Annotated in this window: 7 protein-coding genes; 5 read left to right on the top strand and 2 right to left on the bottom strand. The window is 41.4% G+C overall.

All coding sequences use genetic code 11. The features are described 5' to 3' along the window. The first annotated feature begins 47 nt into the window (after positions 1 to 47). From ACHWSC_RS10080 to ACHWSC_RS10060, 5 genes are all read left to right on the top strand, one after another. Positions 48 to 3,125, top strand: a complete 3,078-nt coding sequence (locus ACHWSC_RS10080) for a SusC/RagA family TonB-linked outer membrane protein (protein WP_394676649.1) — start codon at positions 48 to 50, stop codon at positions 3,123 to 3,125. A 12-nt stretch (positions 3,126 to 3,137) separates the two neighbouring features. Next, complete coding sequence (locus ACHWSC_RS10075; RefSeq protein WP_394676648.1) at positions 3,138 to 5,018, top strand: RagB/SusD family nutrient uptake outer membrane protein; 1,881 nt, start codon at positions 3,138 to 3,140, stop codon at positions 5,016 to 5,018. Between the two features lie 161 nt (positions 5,019 to 5,179). Next, the gene (locus ACHWSC_RS10070) at positions 5,180 to 7,102 is read left to right on the top strand and encodes a 7TM diverse intracellular signaling domain-containing protein (protein ID WP_394676647.1); all 1,923 of its coding nucleotides are present in this window, start codon (positions 5,180 to 5,182) and stop codon (positions 7,100 to 7,102) included. A 9-nt stretch (positions 7,103 to 7,111) separates the two neighbouring features. Then, complete coding sequence (locus tag ACHWSC_RS10065; RefSeq protein ID WP_394676646.1) at positions 7,112 to 9,847, top strand: glycoside hydrolase family 2 TIM barrel-domain containing protein; 2,736 nt, start codon at positions 7,112 to 7,114, stop codon at positions 9,845 to 9,847. Positions 9,848 to 9,859: 12 nt separating this feature from the next. Beyond that, positions 9,860 to 12,076 carry a hypothetical protein gene (locus tag ACHWSC_RS10060; RefSeq protein ID WP_394676645.1) on the top strand — a complete coding sequence of 739 codons (2,217 nt, stop codon included), beginning with the start codon at positions 9,860 to 9,862 and terminating at the stop codon, positions 12,074 to 12,076. Between the two features lie 167 nt (positions 12,077 to 12,243). Here the strand turns inward: ACHWSC_RS10060 and ACHWSC_RS10055 are convergent, their stop codons facing one another. Together ACHWSC_RS10055 and ACHWSC_RS10050 are read right to left on the bottom strand one after the other, a co-directional pair. Further along, positions 12,244 to 15,060, bottom strand: a complete 2,817-nt coding sequence (locus ACHWSC_RS10055; RefSeq protein WP_394676644.1) for a hypothetical protein — start codon at positions 15,058 to 15,060, stop codon at positions 12,244 to 12,246. Positions 15,061 to 15,065: 5 nt separating this feature from the next. Then, the gene (locus tag ACHWSC_RS10050) at positions 15,066 to 16,217 is read right to left on the bottom strand and encodes a 6-bladed beta-propeller (protein ID WP_394676643.1); all 1,152 of its coding nucleotides are present in this window, start codon (positions 16,215 to 16,217) and stop codon (positions 15,066 to 15,068) included. Positions 16,218 to 17,070: the final 853 nt, after the last annotated feature.

Below are 17,070 nucleotides of genomic sequence, written 5' to 3'. Positions count from 1 at the left end.
TAAATAACCCAATTAACAATTATTTGAACGCTAAATTTCCATAAATTATGGCCAAACAATTAACGCTCCTGATTACAAGTGTACTTGCATGTACTTATATGGCAAATGCACAAAATCGGACAGTCAGCGGTACTGTAGTGGATAGCCAAGGGAAGCCAATTCCACAAGTATCTATCAAACTGAAAAATCGTTCCGGGGGAACGACAACGGACGACCAGGGGAGGTTTTCTATTGCTGTCTTTCCTAAGTCTACGCTTGTATTGTCAAGTGTGGGCTTTCTGAATAAGGAGCAGGAAGTCGATGGACAGACAACGTTGAACATAACAATGGATTCGGGAAATACCGAATTGACCGAAGTTGTTGTTATCGGTTATGGAACTGCTTCCCGAAAGGATGTTACGGGCTCCATTGCAAGTGTAAAAGCTGAACAGCTTGAAAATGAGAACCCGCAGAGCGTTGCGGATCTGCTAAAAGGGAACATCGCAGGTCTGAGCGTTTCACAAAATACTTCTGCGAAAGGAGGCGGAGATCTATTGGTACGTGGTAAAACCACGCTCAGTGCCTCGACTTCTCCATTGATCGTATTAGATGGGATCATCTACAATGGGCAGCTTTCTGATATTAACCCCAATGACATACAGACCATAGATGTTCTGAAGGATGCGAGCTCCTTGGCTGTTTATGGTGCTAAAGCTGCTACAGGAGTAGTTGCCATTACCACCAAAAAAGGAACAAGCGATAAACCCGTATTGACGGCGAATACCAACTGGGGGCTAGCTACTCTAGCGCGTAATCAACGTGTTTACGATGGTCCTGGTTTTCTGAAATGGCGAGCGGATGTGGGCCGAGCTACAGGATCCAAGCCAGCCTACTTTTACGATGACCCGAGAAGTTTATCAGAAGGCGTTACCTATGACCAGTGGCTTTCTGGAGGAAATAAGGACGCGGATCCTATAGATATCTGGTTAGCTAGACTGGGATTTGTCGGAAATGAGATAGCTAATTATAAAGCGGGGAAAACTGTTGATTGGTATGACGATATTTTTAGAACGGGTATAAGACAGGATCATACCATTAGTATGAGCGGACGAAAAGAAGATGTCAACTACTACATGTCTGTCGGTTACAACAAAAACCAGAACATTATCGAAGGCGGTGAATTTAATACGTTCCGTACCCGGTTGAATCTGGAAGGAAAAGTGACTAATTTCTTACGCTTGGGAGCCAATGTTCAATATGCCGATCGTGACGAAGGTGCAATTGAAGCAGATTGGAGGCAATTAACAAATCTATCGCCTTATGGTGATAAATATAATGCAGATGGTTCGTTGCGACGGATTCCTACCGACGATAATGGTTTAAATGCTAGAAATCCTTTTTTAGATATGACTTACAACGACCGAATGGACAAGCAGAATACACTATTTGCAAGTTTATTTGCCAAAGTTAATCTCCCATTTGGGATTACCTATCAGTTTAACTTTAGTCCCGGGGTGGATATGTACCGAACATTCAACCATGGCTCATCTGCGAATCCAAACGTAACGATTAAAGGCGGGACTGTCAGTCGTGCGAATGAAACCCGTTACAACTGGCAGATCGATAATCTCTTGAAATGGAACCGCAAATTTGCGGAAATTCATAATATTGACGTGACACTTTTGGCCAATTCAGAAAAATATCAAACCTGGTGGACACAAGCCAATAATCAAGGGTTCGTCCCAAATGATAATTTAGGTTACCATAATCTATCGAGTGGAAATTTGCCTACAGTGAACAGTGAAGATAAGGTGTATACAGGCGACGCATTAATGGCCCGTGTGAACTATGGTTTGATGGATCGCTATAATTTGACACTTTCGGTGCGTAGGGATGGATACTCGGTGTTCGGAGTCAATAGTAAAAGAGCGACATTCCCAGCTGCCGCAGCGGCATGGACCTTCTCTGAAGAGCCTTTTATGAAGAATTTAACCTGGCTAAATTATGGTAAATTACGTCTGTCGTATGGCATCAATGGGAACAGGGATCTTCGCAACCCTGACAATGGAACCGTCGATCCTTATGCCGCTTTATCACAACTTACAGTAAGTAAGTATCAAAATGTGAACGGTTCTGGTGCGCCGCAAGAGGTGAATACCGTCGTTGTAAATTCCCGATTGGGTAATCCGGATCTGAAATGGGAGCAAACCACTTCATTGAATGCCGGGCTAGACTTTTCTGTATTAAAGGACCGTATCAATGGAGCGATCGATGTTTATACCAAAAAGACTAATGACCTTCTAGTGAAACAGTCTGTAACCAATGTCTCGGGATACGAATTTGTCTATTCTAATTTGGCTGAGGTTAAAAATAATGGGTTAGAGTTTAGTCTGACAAGCCGCAATCTAGTTGAGGGAAATGTCAAATGGAATACGAATGTTGTTTTCTCGTTAAATAGAAATAAGATTGTACGTTTGGCGACGCCAAATGATGACCGAGGTAATGGTTGGTTTATCGGGCAGGATATTGATGTCATCTGGGATTATAAAATCAAAGGTGTATGGCAGGAAAATGAAATGGATGAGGCTAAGAAATTTACCAAGGCAAGCATTAAGCCAGGGGACTTCAAATTGGAGGATGTCAATGGAGATTTTGTGTACACGGATGAAGATAAGCAGTTTATTGGATATAAGTCTCCTCGTTTTATATGGTCTATGCGCAATGAATTTAATTTATTTAAAAGTTTTGATTTCTCATTCCAACTGATCTCAAACTGGGGACAGAAAAAGCAATACAATCAGGCGAAGAATAATCCCGGAAGTGTCGGTTTTGGACGTTCAACATCTTATATTCAACCCTATTGGACTCCCGAAAATCCAAGCAACGACTATGCTCGGTTAGGAAGCGGAGCGAACGGAACAAGCTTCAATGTTTTTTGGAAAAACAGCTTTATACGTCTGAACAATATATCGGTAGCCTATTCTCTCCCTCAACAGATATCAGAACGACTTAAGGTAAGAAACCTGAAAGTATATATGAACGTCAACAATGCTGCGGTATATGCACCTGTTTGGAACTATTGGGATCCACAGAATGATGGGCCAACACCACGTTACTACACCTTAGGATTGAATGTGTCACTCTAATTTAAATACGACATGAAAAAAATAAATATAAAAGTAGCTGCTGTATTTGCTTCCCTGGCGTTACTCGCTGCAAATGGATGTAAAAAAAGCTTTTTGGATTCAAATCAATTGTCTCAATATTCTCCCAATGATCTAAACAATGTCGATGCATTGGTAGGTGTTTTGAATGCCTTAGGTAGGGCAACAAGAGGTGAATTTTTTGGGGATTCAGCTCCATTGTTGACCGAGTCGTTGTTTTCTGATATTGCAGTAGACGGTACAACGGATAAAGCAACACCTGCGCAAAATTTAGTTTCCTTAATTACTCCAGATGCGAACTTAAATAGCGATGATTTTAATAAAATTGGCTGGTATTGGACTAACTTTTTTTCAGCCATACGATCTGCTAATACACTGATTAGCGCCATTGACCGTCCAACATATAGTTCTGAAGCGCAGAAAAATGCAATATTAGGATCCGCTTATTTTTATCGGGCTTATTTTTACTATCGTTTGGTGCACGAATTTGGCGATGTGCCACTCAATTTGAAAGACCTTACAGCGCCTAAGTACGATTTCTACTCCACCAAAAGAGAGGTTATCCTGAAAAAAATGAAAGAAGATTTGGAGTTTGCTCAAAAATGGGTGATCGATGATGTAGACAAAGGTCAGGTTACCAATGGAGCAGTCTGTCATTTGTTGACGAAAGTGGACTTGGCGTTAGGGGATTTTGATGGAGCTATTGCAGCGGCGAATAAGGTGATTGATGGCGGAAAGTATGCGCTGATGAAAAACCGTTTTGGTAGTACGGCTGGAGATTTGTCCAAAAATGTGATTTGGGATTTGCATCGGATGGATAACAAGGCAATACCGGCGAATAAAGAAGCTTTATTATTGGTGATTGACCGACAAACTTTGCAAGGTCGTACGGATCTTGGTTCTCAGCTGATGCGAAATACAGTTCCAGCATGGCATTTTAACAATCTGAATATCCCGCAAGGTGGTCTGCAAGCCATTGTGGACGCTGTGGGTGCAGAGATCCCATTGACACGTATGTATGGTCGTGGTATTGGTCGTTATCGCGGTACTTACTACAGTACCAAAGAGATATGGACAGATCATACAGATTACCGCCATGCAAAGGGAATGTGGATGGATATGACGGATCTTGTTTACAATAATCCAGCAATAAAAGCTTCAAAGGACCCCGAAATCAGTAAACTTTATGGTCAGCCGATCCAGCAGTTTACAAAAGAAAATATCAATAAAGTATTTACCAATGGTTCGTTGGATACCATTCGTCACTGGTTTGGATGGCCTCATTATAAGGTTTTCATCAATTCAACCAATCAATTCGCCGAGGATCCAAATTGGAATCCACCGCGCGGAACCAACACGGACTGGTATGTCTTTCGCTTGGCCGAAACATACTTGTTGCGTGCAGAAGCCTACGTATGGAAAGGCCAGCAGGCACAGGCTATGGCAGATATCAATGCCGTTCGGGGAAGAGCAAATGCTGCGCTACTGCAAAATGCGGCAAAAGTTACTATCGGTACCGTATTGGATGAAAGAGCAAGAGAACTCTTTTGGGAAGAAGCACGCAAGTCAGAGTTGACACGTATTGCTTATATTTTTGCACAGACCGGTATTCCAGCTTATAATGGCAAAACATATAGCATGGCTAACTTCTCTCAAAACAATTTCTTTTATGACCGCATTATTGAAAAAAATTCCTTCTATCGCGATAAGGTTCCTACAGTGCAGGGAGTACATTATGAGATTGCTCCATACCATGTGTTGTGGCCTGTACCTGCATCTGCACAACGGTTTAATACCAACGGGATGATCAATCAGAATCAGGGTTATGCCGGCGCAGAAAACAATGTGCCGCCGCTCGATAAGATTGTTGAATAGCGGCAGTTGTCAGGTCGCAAATGAGGACTATAAGCTTTCTGATAATTTTGTTATTTTGACCTTCTAAAACCGGATAGGATCCGTATCCAAATACGAATGCCTATCCGGTCATAAATAACCAAAAGAAAGAGGTGAGACGAGCAATGGATACTGTAAAAAGGATGAAAATACGCGGATTTGCGCTATTGTTATTGTTATTTCAAATGGGTTTGCTATTTGGTCAAAAGCCTATTGCGCTATTGCCTGGTACTGCCGAACATATTTTTAAGACCACAGAAGTATACTATATCGAAGATAGTACCAATGCCCTGTCATTTGCAGAAATAAGATCGCCGGAACGCGCAGAACAATTTAAACCTAATGAGCGATACTATCCAAAAAATTTCAACCGGTCCTCAACGTATTGGTTTAGGGTGCGAATGTCTTTTGATCAACACCTATCCCGTGACCGGATTATCGAACTGTTCGATCAGACTGCCGACATGGTGGAGGCATTTATTCCAAATGGAAAGGGCGGCTTTGTCCATTATCGGGCTGGTGCTTCGATCGATTTCGAGAATAGGCAATTTATGCACAAGAATTTTGAATTTCTAATTCCTGCATTGCAGAAAGGTACTTATGAGGCTTATTTTAAGGTACGATCAAGACAGATGGTCAATGTAATTTTGGTCTATCGTACCCTAGATCGTTTTGTTCAATATACGCTGACGGAATATTTTACGTTCGGCCTCTTCTATGGGATGATTATTCTGTTTAGTTTCAATAATTTACTCATGTATTTTGCTGTTAGAGGACGCCAATACCTGTATTATGTCCTCTATATATTGTGTGTCGGATTATACGAGATGTCTTCGGATGGTGTCGCTTTTCAGTACCTATGGCCCGAAAATCCCTGGTTCAATCAATATGCAACAGCAGTTTTTGTCTGCTGCGTCAGTGTGTTTGCCTTGTTATTTACGAAATCCTTACTGCATGTAAAGCAAAAAGAGCCTAAATTGAATCGTTTGTTGGATCTGGTCATTATTTTAAGGATAGCATTCTTTCTGTATTGTTTAGGTTTTAACCAGAACTGGTTTATCTACAAATTTGTTGAGATCGTTCCATTGTCAGTTGCCTTTATTTCAGGGATATGGCTTTGGAAGAAAAACTATCGTCCAGCCCGATATTTCGTGCTTGCTTATACATTCCTTTTCCTCGGCTTTGTGTTGAAGGTAATCTATGTATTGGGCTACGCGCGTTTCCTGCCCAGTTCGATCGGGCATTATAGCATCACATTTGGCTTTGTACTGGAGATGACTTTTCTCTCATTCGCGATTCATGATAAAGTTCGGCTCTTGAAAAGCAAGAAAGAACGGGCGCAAAAGAGAGTCATTGAACAGATGCAGATCAACGAGAAACTCCAGGAGAAGCACAATAGGGATCTCGAACGGAAAGTGCAGGAGCGCACACTGGAAGTGATGCAGAAATCAAGAGAACTGTTTGAAAAATCCGAAATTATTAACGATCAGAATCGCGAACTGAAAGAGATGAATAGCCTATTATGGGCTCAGTCGGAAGAAATTGGCCGGATGAACCAGTTGTTGACAAAGGATAATAAAAACCTACAGACCAATATTGAACGGATTACCGATGATCGGGTGCTTTCCAAGGAAATGAATTTTGAAGAATTTGGGGTAAAATATCCAGATAAGGAGACCTGTTATAAAGTTTTGTCCGATTTGAAATGGAAAAAAGAATACCGTTGTATAAAATGTGGGTACGATAACTATTGTGCCGGTAAAACACCCTATAGCCGAAGATGCACCAAGTGTACCTACGAAGAATCTGTGTTGAACAATACGATTTTTGAAAATGTACGGATTCCAATTAATAAAGCCTTTTATCTGGTTTATCTCGTCCATTTCCATCAGGGCGACATCTCTTCCTATAAGCTTTCGCAGAAATTGGGTATTCGGCAGAGTACCTGCTGGAATTATGCAAGCAAGGTAAAAGACATCCTGACAACAAGCGGTAAAAAACATAAAAAAAATGAAAAATCAGGTTGGACAAGACTGGTGCTGCAAGCGCTAGATCGACCAACATAAATGCGACACATGAATATTATATTTAAACAACTCATCAACCTAGGCTATATAGCCTGTCTATTTTTCTCTTCGAGCGTATATGCGCAAACCGTACTAGATGGGAGGGTTTCAGTTGATATCTCGTCAAACTGGAAATTCAGGAAGGAGGAGGCATCAACAGGCCGTCTAGTTAAACAAAAACAAAGAGAACAGATTGTTGATCTACCACATACCTGGAATATAGCCGATATCATGGACGATACGCCTGGCTATTATCGCGGTGCTACTCAATATCAAAATACCTTCTATTGGAAAACCGCCTGGCAAAATAAACGAATAGTACTTCATGTAGGGGCCGCCAATCAGGAGGCAACCGTATTTGTGAATGGTATACAGGTGAAAGCCCATATTGGTGGTTATACGGCTTTCAATGTCGACATTACAGACTATCTCAATCGAAGAGTAAATGGAAAAAATACGATAGTGATGCAAGTCACCAATCGCTTCAATCAGGATATCGCGCCATTAAGTGGCGATTTTACTTTTTTTGGAGGTGTTTACAGAAAAGTGTCTTTGCTGCTGTTGGATCAGATCCATTTTGCAGATCCTGTTTACGGAAGCAGTGGTTTGCGCGTAAATGCAAAAGTTGATTCCCGAGAAAATGCAACAATTCATCTTGATGGAGCTATTCAGAATGCTTCAGCATCACAACAAGCTATTGTGATTGAAACTACGCTTGTGGATGCCGATGGAGTGGCGGTAAAAAAAGTACAGCAGAAAGAAAATCTAACACCTCATTCACAGCACAATTTCCAATTGAACATAGCTGAAATTGAGCATCCAAAATTGTGGTCGCCAGACTTGCCGTACTTGTATCGTTTGATAACGCGGATTTATAATTCCAAGGGTCGACAGCTGGACCAGCTGGATAATTCCGTTGGTTTCCGCTGGTTTTCATTCCATCCCGAAAAAGGCTTTTTTTTAAACGGAAAATCACTAAAATTAGTAGGAGCCAGCCGACACCAGGATTTTGAAGGTATGGGCAATGCTGTTCCCGATAGCCTACAAGTACAGGATCTTGTGAAATTAAAAGCGATGGGTGGTAACTTCCTGCGCGTGGCACATTATCCGCAGGATCCAGCCGTATTGAAAGCCTGCGACAGCTTAGGCTTGTTGGCATCGGTGGAAATACCGCTTGTAAACGAGATTACTGAAAGTTCAACTTTTGCAGCTAATAGCTTTCAGATGCAGAAGGAGATGATTAGACAATATTCTAACCATCCGAGTATCATTATCTGGGGTTATATGAACGAAATCTTTCTCCGGCCCCATTTTCCAAAAGAGAAAGAACGTCAGGAAAAATATTTTAAATCAGTGGTATCATTGGCGGAAAAACTGGAAACGCTCACACGGTCCGAAGATTCTACACGCTATACGATGATTGCCAATCATGGGAACTTTGATCTCTATCATCGGACCGGGCTGACCAAGGTTCCTATGCTTGTGGGCTGGAATTTGTATCCGGGCTGGTATGGGGGTAAAATTGCAGATTTTGGTAAGCAATTAGAACATATTCATCAACAGCTACCCGAGAAACCCCTATTGGTAACCGAATATGGAGCAGATGCCGACTATCGAATTCATGCGGATAAACCGATTCGTTTCGACAAAAGTATTGAATATGCTATTCGGTACCATCAGGGCTATCTCAATGACATCCTACAGAAAGCATTTGTCGCTGGTGGGGTGGCATGGAATTTATCCGATTTTAATTCGGAGACCAGGGAGGAAAGCATGCCACATATCAATACCAAAGGTTTGCTGACTTGGGACCGGAAAGCGAAGGATAGCTATTTTCTATACCAAGCTTATCTCAAGAAAGCCCCTTTTGTAAAAATAGGAGGTGCTTTTGGAAAAAAATGGGCTGTAAGGACTGAGCCGGGCCGAGCATTAATAGGATCCGGATGGCTAAAGCTGCCCATATTCAGTAATGCTGATTCTCTGGAACTCCTGCTGGATGGTATGTCGTTGGGTGTAGGCAAGCCTGTGGATCGGATGATATTATGGCCTGTAAACCTAAGCCGTGGATCACACACTGTGAAAGCCCAGGCTTTCCATAACGGAAAATTAAGTTCAGTCGATGAAACTGTAATGGATTGTGAGGTATTGCCCTATGATCTGAAGAAGGATAGTGACTGGCAAGAACTCCGCATCAATGTTGGCGACAATCGAGAATACATAGATTCCTTGGGAAATCGGTGGTTCCCAGATCAGCCTTATGAAAGGGGAAGCTGGGGTTATTTAAAGGGCGAAAAATATCGTCTGAAAAATACGGGCCGTGAAAATCTGGGGACCGATGTAAATATTAGAGGTACAGGGGATGACCCGCTCTTCCAAACACAATTACAGGGACTGGAATCCTATCGATTTGATCTGCCTAATGGCAATTACGAGGTCGAGTTATTTTTTGCCGAATTGGATGGCCCGAATGACAAGGAAAACCTCTTATATGATCTTGAGCAGCGAGAGAAGAAACAGGAGCAAAAGGGGATGGATCGCGTTTTTGACATTCGCATTGGAGACCACGCGCTTGCTACGGATTTAAATGTGTTGCGTGAAGTCGGGGCTTTTAGCGTGCTTAGTCGAAAATTTTCAATGAAAGTGCACAGCGATGGTAACTTGGTGATTTCCTTTATTCCTAAGAAAGGTGAACCGATGCTGAGTGCGATCCGACTTAAAAAGATAAACCATTCAGTCAACCCATAAAAAATGAAATTTATGCAGCCATTTAGAAACTATATCAAGCCTATTATCGCATTGTTGATGATACAACCCGCCCTTGCAAAAACTAGCTATAAGCTAAGTAAACCAGTCTATGCTGGGGTGCAAGGCGCTATATTGACCACTTTGGAGGCACATCAACCTGATCCAAGCGAGCTCGCGAAAAGTCCAAATGGCCTAAGGAAAACGGCCGCGGCAAAAGCCAGGCGGCAAAACGATGTTGTGAAAGATAAATCCAAAGTAGGCAGTCCCGAAGTCTTCATCCAAAAGGGGCGAATATGCCTTAACTTTAGTAAACGGCTGACCGATAAAGAGATAAAAGGGCCCTTTCTTATCCGACGGAGCCAGGGCAGGTTGGGCGATTATCAAACTATTGCCAAAGTCAAGCAGCCCAAATTTGTGGATCAAGTGCTCGATGGTAGTCCATACGACTATTATTATGAGATCCAGACCGTAAAAGGAGAGTTTGTAGCACGTTTGAGTTTAGAACTCCAGCTGTTTGGTGAAAATACATTTGTTTATAGTCCAGCAGATAATAAGGTGCGTGTCGGCAATGAAGTCAATCAGCTCCATGAAAAGATGTTTGGAAAAGAATTTAGTCCCAATCGTTATGCATTGCTTTTCAAATCGGGCGACTACAAGGATGCTGGATTATTGAAGATTCCTTTTTATGTGCAGATTGCTGGATTAGGTAAAGTGCCTTATGATGTTGCGATTTCAAATATACACACGCCGCCACATCTTGCCGATGGGAACGGGACCTGTACATTCTGGCGTGCTGCTGAGAATCTGTCTGTCATTGGCCCGGAGAGCTATGAGGAAGAACAAACTTTTAAATGGGCCGTATCCCAAGCCGCCCCCTTACGTCGTATTTATTCCACACGAGTGGTGCGCAATCAATGGGCAAATGGATGGGTTAGTGGTGGTTATACCGCAGACTGCTATTTTGAAGCAGCAGCAGGTTCCAAAAACCAGCAGCAGTGGTATACACGAAACTCCTTTCTAAACAAAGGAAGAGGAAAGTTTGAAGAAATTAAATACAATTATTGCTTTCAGGGGGTCGATTTTGGACCTTCTGTTGATAAGAGTAGTTATCAAAATAATTGGGCAGCAGGGGGCAACGTGACGGTCATTCCAACGACACCCGTGATTCGTGAAAAGCCCTTTGTGTTTTTTGACAAAGATGGGCGGTATAAGGTGTTTCGACCAGCATTAAAACATAATCATACAGGCGTATCCTATACACGGGACAATATGGGTGTGGGAGATATTATTGATGTGGAGAAGGATTTTTATGTGGTCAAACCCGGCGATACAGCGGCGGAGATGAACCGACAGTTAGGGAATGGTAAGCATTTGCTGATTACACCTGGGATGTATGAGTTATCTGAACCCCTTCATGTCAGCAAGGCCAATACCATTATACTTGGACTTGGGTTGGCCACATTGATACCCGGCTCAGCAAATCCGCATACGGCAATTGATGTTGATGATGTTGCAGGTGTCACTGTTGCCTCATTGATGTTTGATGCGCATTATAGTTCGCATAGTTTGATTCAGGTCGGGCAGGAAAAGAGCGGAATAAGACATGACAGTAACCCAACCCTGCTGGCAGATCTATTTCTGCGTATTGGCGGATTTCGGGCCGACAAAGTTCATGTGGACCAATCGGTTATTATCAATAGCAATGATGTGATCGGTGATCACTTTTGGATATGGCGAGCTGATCATGGGGTGAAGGGTAGTGTTGGCTGGGATATTAATACGACACGCAATGGCTTGGTGGTCAATGGAGATTATATGACTATGTATGCCTTGTTCAATGAACATTTTCAGGAGTATCAAACCTATTGGACCGGTAATTATGGCCGCACCTATTTCTTTCAATGTGAAAGCCCTTACGATGCGCCGAATCAGGCAGTATACCGAAGCGAAAATGGGACGCGCGATGGGTTTGCGGCTTACAAGGTCGCCGATGCGGTACAGCAACATGAGGCCTATGCTTTTGGGATATATGATGTGCTGGTCAATCCGATTCGCATTGAAAGTTCGGTGGAAGTACCGGTAAAACCTGGTGTAAGACTCAAACATATCTGTAACAACAGCTTGTCCAATGGTCCCAATCGTGGCTACGGTTATATCATCAATCAAGTAGGGAAAAGTACATACAATACCTGGCGGGATAATCGGACATTTGTGGTGGAGTTCCCATGAGAGCGCTTCAGAACATTCTGATTCAAAGAAAAATTCTCTTGCATAACGCTTCGACTGGTTGTAAAAAAACAGATTGAAGCTCCTCCTTTTATCAAATAGGACGCATTGTGCTCAGATTTTAGATTACTAGTTTTTCTTTATAGCGCTTTTTATATGCTGATTGCATTTTATTTGAAGCCAAATTTTCGAGGGAAATACGTAAAAGATAACATAAAATATTGTGTTAAATTATTGCGATAGCCCTGTGTAAATTCGGTAAGTCCATTATTGATATACAATCCTTTATTCTCCTTGAGTAAATCATAGGCGGATAATTTTAGTTCTAGGTTATTGCCCGGGAGTAAACGATATGTTGTATTCATGTTCCAGATGAACGCATGATCTTTGTAATTGTTAGCGGACGATAACCGACTTGTACCGTTACTATTTAGCTGCCAGCGTTTCGACAATGAATAGCTCATACTCAATCCCGAAGTCCAATAATTGGATATATAGTCATTGTTTTTTTCAGATAGTTTATTGTGCCGCGCATAACGGTTCAAGCCGTTTATCCAGCCAATTTGATAACGATCCAGAATGGTGTAGTAGCTTTTTAAGCTGATATTTTGGCTATTTGTGCCCATTTCTTGTTTTATGGCATCGATAAATTGAATTTTATTTCCCCAGTTGAGGCTAACATCGAATTGAAAATTCAATGCTTGTGTTTTTCTGAGGGGATAGTTTTTATTTAAATAGCCATTAACAGCTAATAAGGGCATTGGAGTAGCAATCTGAACAAGATATCTTTGTTGCTGCCCTTCTTTAAATAAAATGCTGTCTGTCAGCCCCTGTCTATACTGCGTATAACTCAGGCTTATGTTGCCCGAATAGCCATTTTGACGTTGTTCATTAAAGCTTGTCATAAAGGTTGCTTTAGCACGCTGTGTTTTTTTAAGTTGTGTTGCGCCAAAAAAGCGGTAAGCGACATTGCTGTTATCATAAATGGGCCTAAGCTGGTCCAGGTTTGGATATTCTTCATCATAATTTAAAGTTAAGGAGCTGTTTATGTTGTATTGGCTGCTTTTGCTATAATATCGACTTAGGCGAACCTGCGGCAAAAATGTCGTGAAAGTTTGTTCCAGGTTGCGATAACCGAGTGTCGAGCGATTCTCTGCTTTATAGAAACGTAGCCCGGCTCCTAATATCAGACTCATAAAGGAGCTGCTTCTTCCTTGTAGATAGTGACTTTTTAGACGAAAGGATTTTTCAAGATTTGGCTCGTATTGAAGCTGATTGAACCTGCTCAAGTGAGTTAAATCCAGGTTGACCTGCGATTGGTCTGCTACTAAATTTACCACATTGTCATTGGTAGTTGTATGGTAGAAACTGAGATTATTTGCAAAGGTCCAGTCAAGATATCGGACACTGAGGTTTATGTTTTGGCTAAATTCTTTGAGTGATTTGTCGTAGGTCCGATGATCTTGTCTATTTAGTTCCGGTTTATCGGCATTCATATAGGCACTCCGCATTTCATTGAATTGTTGTGTTTCGGAGGCTGATCCGCTCCATTTCAATTTATAGCTCAGGAGCTCACCAAATGAATTGCGGTTCTTGGTACGCACACTCATCGTAGGACTTGAATTGACATCATATAGATCGATGTTGGTATTATAAGATAATCTATTTTTACGGTATTCACCATTATTTTGAACTGTATTTTGTGCATGTTCGTTGGTGTAATTGTATTCATTGCGGATGACCGAATTGTCTAAGTTGGAGCTGTGCTCAAAATCGGCATCTGCTGTTAGGTTCGTAAATCGATTGCTGACTTTTCCGCCAGTATTGGTATAATTTAGGGCGGCTATGAGGCTTCTCCTTTTGTTGTGGCTTTCGTTATCGTTCGTACGCTGATTATTAACAGCATTGTCATCGGAAAGAAAAGAGGTCGTTGAATGATCTTTATTGACTGTATTGTCCCAGCGGCTCAACACATTGCTTGTCAATAGGTGTTTTCTATTGACTTGGTTGGTTCCTACAATATCATACTGATACCGGCCACTAAGTACATGTTGATTGTTGATCCCTGTACTTAAAAAATCTGAATCAAAATCCGCGTTGATACCGACGCCTTTAAAGCTGGTATTTTTTAATAAATGATCCGTGCTTTGCAGGTATTTATTGCTGTTATTCCCAGAATAGGCGAGTGTATATTGCGATTTACCGGTTGACAAGTTAAAGTTCGCATGTTGTTGGTAACGTTCACTTGTGCCCCTACCGTAAGATAGACTTCCGAAGTACATTTTTTCCTTCCCCTTTTTCAATGTCACATTCATTTCAAGTGCCACATTATGCGGGTTTTCTTTCTTTTCCTTTTCATCACGCTTATCGTAGATCTGCAGCTTTTGGACGGCATCTTTGGCGAGATTCTGTAATACGATCGCTTTACTGGATCCAAAAAATTCTTTGCCATTGACCAGTATATTTGGAATCTCTTTTCCATTGTAGGTCAAACTGCCGTCTCCCCATACCACAATGCCAGGGAGTTTACGCAATAGATCTTCTACCACGGCGTTGCTGTCCAGTTTAAAAGCATCAGCGTTAAATTCCAAGGTATCTCCGTTCATTCGAACAGGAGGGAGTACTTCTACTTCCTCCAGTTCGTTCTCCACAAAATCCATGTGGATTTTTCCAAAATTTTTGGATTCATCTTTCTTTAGGATAAATTCCAGTAAAGCTTTCTTAAAACCCTGATAGCGTAACTCCAATAAGTAGGTTTTATTGAAGCCTAGATCGTTAATTGTAAATTTTCCATAGGTATCGGTCAGTGTAATCTTGTCGACGGATTTATTGCCTTTCTCATAAACGGATACGGTAGCGGACCGTAGGACATTGTTATGTGCTGTATCAATTGCAATACCTTCGATTTTGGTTTGAGCAAAGCCGGATATGTTTAATAGTATAAAAAGGGCGAGCAGTAGTAAAGTTTGAAAAGATGCTTTGGTCATGGATCTCATTTAAGTTTGAATCGGACAAATACAGGGTTGTTGGATTTTTCCAGGGCTTTGAGCCGTTCGCTGATGGGATGGAATTCTTCCTTTGATTTACTGATGGCAATACGGATGTCACTTGGTGAAAGGAACGAGAAGAGGTATTCGCTATTGCCGCGTAAGAAATCTCCGCTCATAAATTTGAGGTAGTCGTTGCTTTTGTCAGGGAGAATATTTGTTAGTCCGGTTATGTTTTTATTGGTCGGATTTAGGGCGATCCAAAAACTAGTTGATTTTTTGAGCTCTATGATAAGATAGTTTTTATAATTAACAACTTTGTCCAATGTCCGGATTTCCTCGCGATGCGCATTGTAATAATGCATGTAATTTGTATAATCCTTTATCTTTCGGAGTTCATCTAGATTGACTGTATTCTTTAGGGGAAAGACAAATTGGTAGATTTTCGAAACCCCGTTGCTATCCAATTCGAATAACCTGGTATTGTACTCAAAGGTTGCATATGCTTTATTATTGATGTTTGGACTTAAAGGCTGATGTATGCCATAAGAGATTAATACGGAGTCCAGTTTTTCATATTTTACAATGACGCTATCTCCGAGTTTTAGCGCGACGGTTGTTTTAATTTTGGGATCACGTAAGTCTGGGGAATAATATGTCCACTTTTTAGTAGCGATTTGTGTCGCATAGTCCCACTTGTTGTTGCTGTTACTGATGGTATCAATAAAATTCCCATTGAGGTCATAGCGAGCCTTAAATGGACCGTGTAAAAGTTCAAATCCCTGTTCGTCAAATTTGATTCGATAGAAAAGTAAGGTTCCTTTTTTATCGTTCGCACCAATAACGCTGTTAATTTTTTTTATAAGGTTACCCTCTATATCATATAAGTGGAAGTGTCCGTCACTATTTAAGATACCGATGCGGTCTGCGGTGCAGTCCATTTCATAAACATCGCTTAGGAGCTGATTCTTGGTTCCTTTTAGTGGAATATATTCAAGGTCAGTTAACAGCTCGGAAACTGTGCCACCTTGCGTTGTTTCGGGGATTATCCTAAGCTTTTCAGTTGGAATATCTTTTGCATAAATAAGATTTTGGCCTTTAACGTCTATTTTGCTCAAAATCGACAACATGGCTAATAAGAGAATGATGGCCCTCATATTTCTTTAAGTTTATTGGTCAGGTTAAAATAAGTAATTAATTGGTTATAAAAAATAGTGTTAAGGAGATCAATCGATTGTGTAAAAACAAAAAGAGATCATATTCTTTGAGAATCTAATTACCCAGCGTCTTTCGGCTATTCTTTGTTATTTGTAGGGCAGTAGCTCAATAGCGGTTTGGTGGTGGTTAGGTTTTGATTCCATCCTGAATTGGCCTTGAATGGACTTCGTTAGGGCTTAACTAGGCCCTGCGACCGGGATGCGTCTATTTTGATCGTGACCTGATTTGCTATTAACACCACTATAACACCGTTTTAACAGGGGGTTAATAGGGGTTGTACCCCTGCTAACCCCCTGTTAACCCCCTGTTATCCCCCTGTAATACCCCTATTAATTATTAACAAAAGTTGAACGAAATTGGTAATAGATCCAATACGAAGCCTGCCTCCATACGCTATATGATGACCTGGGGTTCTCCGAAGGCCAAATCTGGTGGCCGGATCAGCGATCCCAGCCTTCCTATCACCTGTTTTACAAAAAGAATCTCGCACCTTTACAGGTAGTTAGGCGAAAAATGAAAATAATAAGAACAAAAGGCTTGGAAGTTTGTTAGTAAACTCCCTATCTTTGCACCACTCCGCAAGGGAGGGACGGTTACCACGAAAGCGGTAATCATGAAAAAAGAAGGGTTTAAGAGAAGCCTGACAGGATTTAAAATCCCGCCCGGTTTATTTTAAACGCGGAAATCGAAAAAAGCGAAAAGAAAAAAACTTCAAAAAGTTTTTGGAAGTTCAAAAAAGATTTCTACCTTTGCAGTCCCAACGGAAACGAAGGGAAAAACAAAGCGATAAAG

Source organism: uncultured Sphingobacterium sp. (assembly GCF_964277905.1).
GTDB classification, from domain to species: Bacteria; Bacteroidota; Bacteroidia; order Sphingobacteriales; family Sphingobacteriaceae; genus Sphingobacterium; species Sphingobacterium siyangense.
Note: the sequence above shows the minus strand (reverse complement) of the source record. Positions and strands in the feature narration are given on the sequence as shown.

Excerpts from the sequence above, each read along its gene's own strand:
- ACHWSC_RS10060 (WP_394676645.1), top strand. The coding sequence starts at position 9,860 with ATGCAGCCATTTAGAAACTATATCAAGCCTATTATCGCATTGTTGATG.
- ACHWSC_RS10065 (WP_394676646.1), top strand. The coding sequence starts at position 7,112 with ATGAATATTATATTTAAACAACTCATCAACCTAGGCTATATAGCCTGT.
- ACHWSC_RS10075 (WP_394676648.1), top strand. The coding sequence starts at position 3,138 with ATGAAAAAAATAAATATAAAAGTAGCTGCTGTATTTGCTTCCCTGGCG.
- ACHWSC_RS10080 (WP_394676649.1), top strand. The coding sequence starts at position 48 with ATGGCCAAACAATTAACGCTCCTGATTACAAGTGTACTTGCATGTACT.
- ACHWSC_RS10070 (WP_394676647.1), top strand. The coding sequence starts at position 5,180 with ATGAAAATACGCGGATTTGCGCTATTGTTATTGTTATTTCAAATGGGT.
- ACHWSC_RS10055 (WP_394676644.1), bottom strand. The coding sequence starts at position 15,060 with ATGACCAAAGCATCTTTTCAAACTTTACTACTGCTCGCCCTTTTTATA.
- ACHWSC_RS10050 (WP_394676643.1), bottom strand. The coding sequence starts at position 16,217 with ATGAGGGCCATCATTCTCTTATTAGCCATGTTGTCGATTTTGAGCAAA.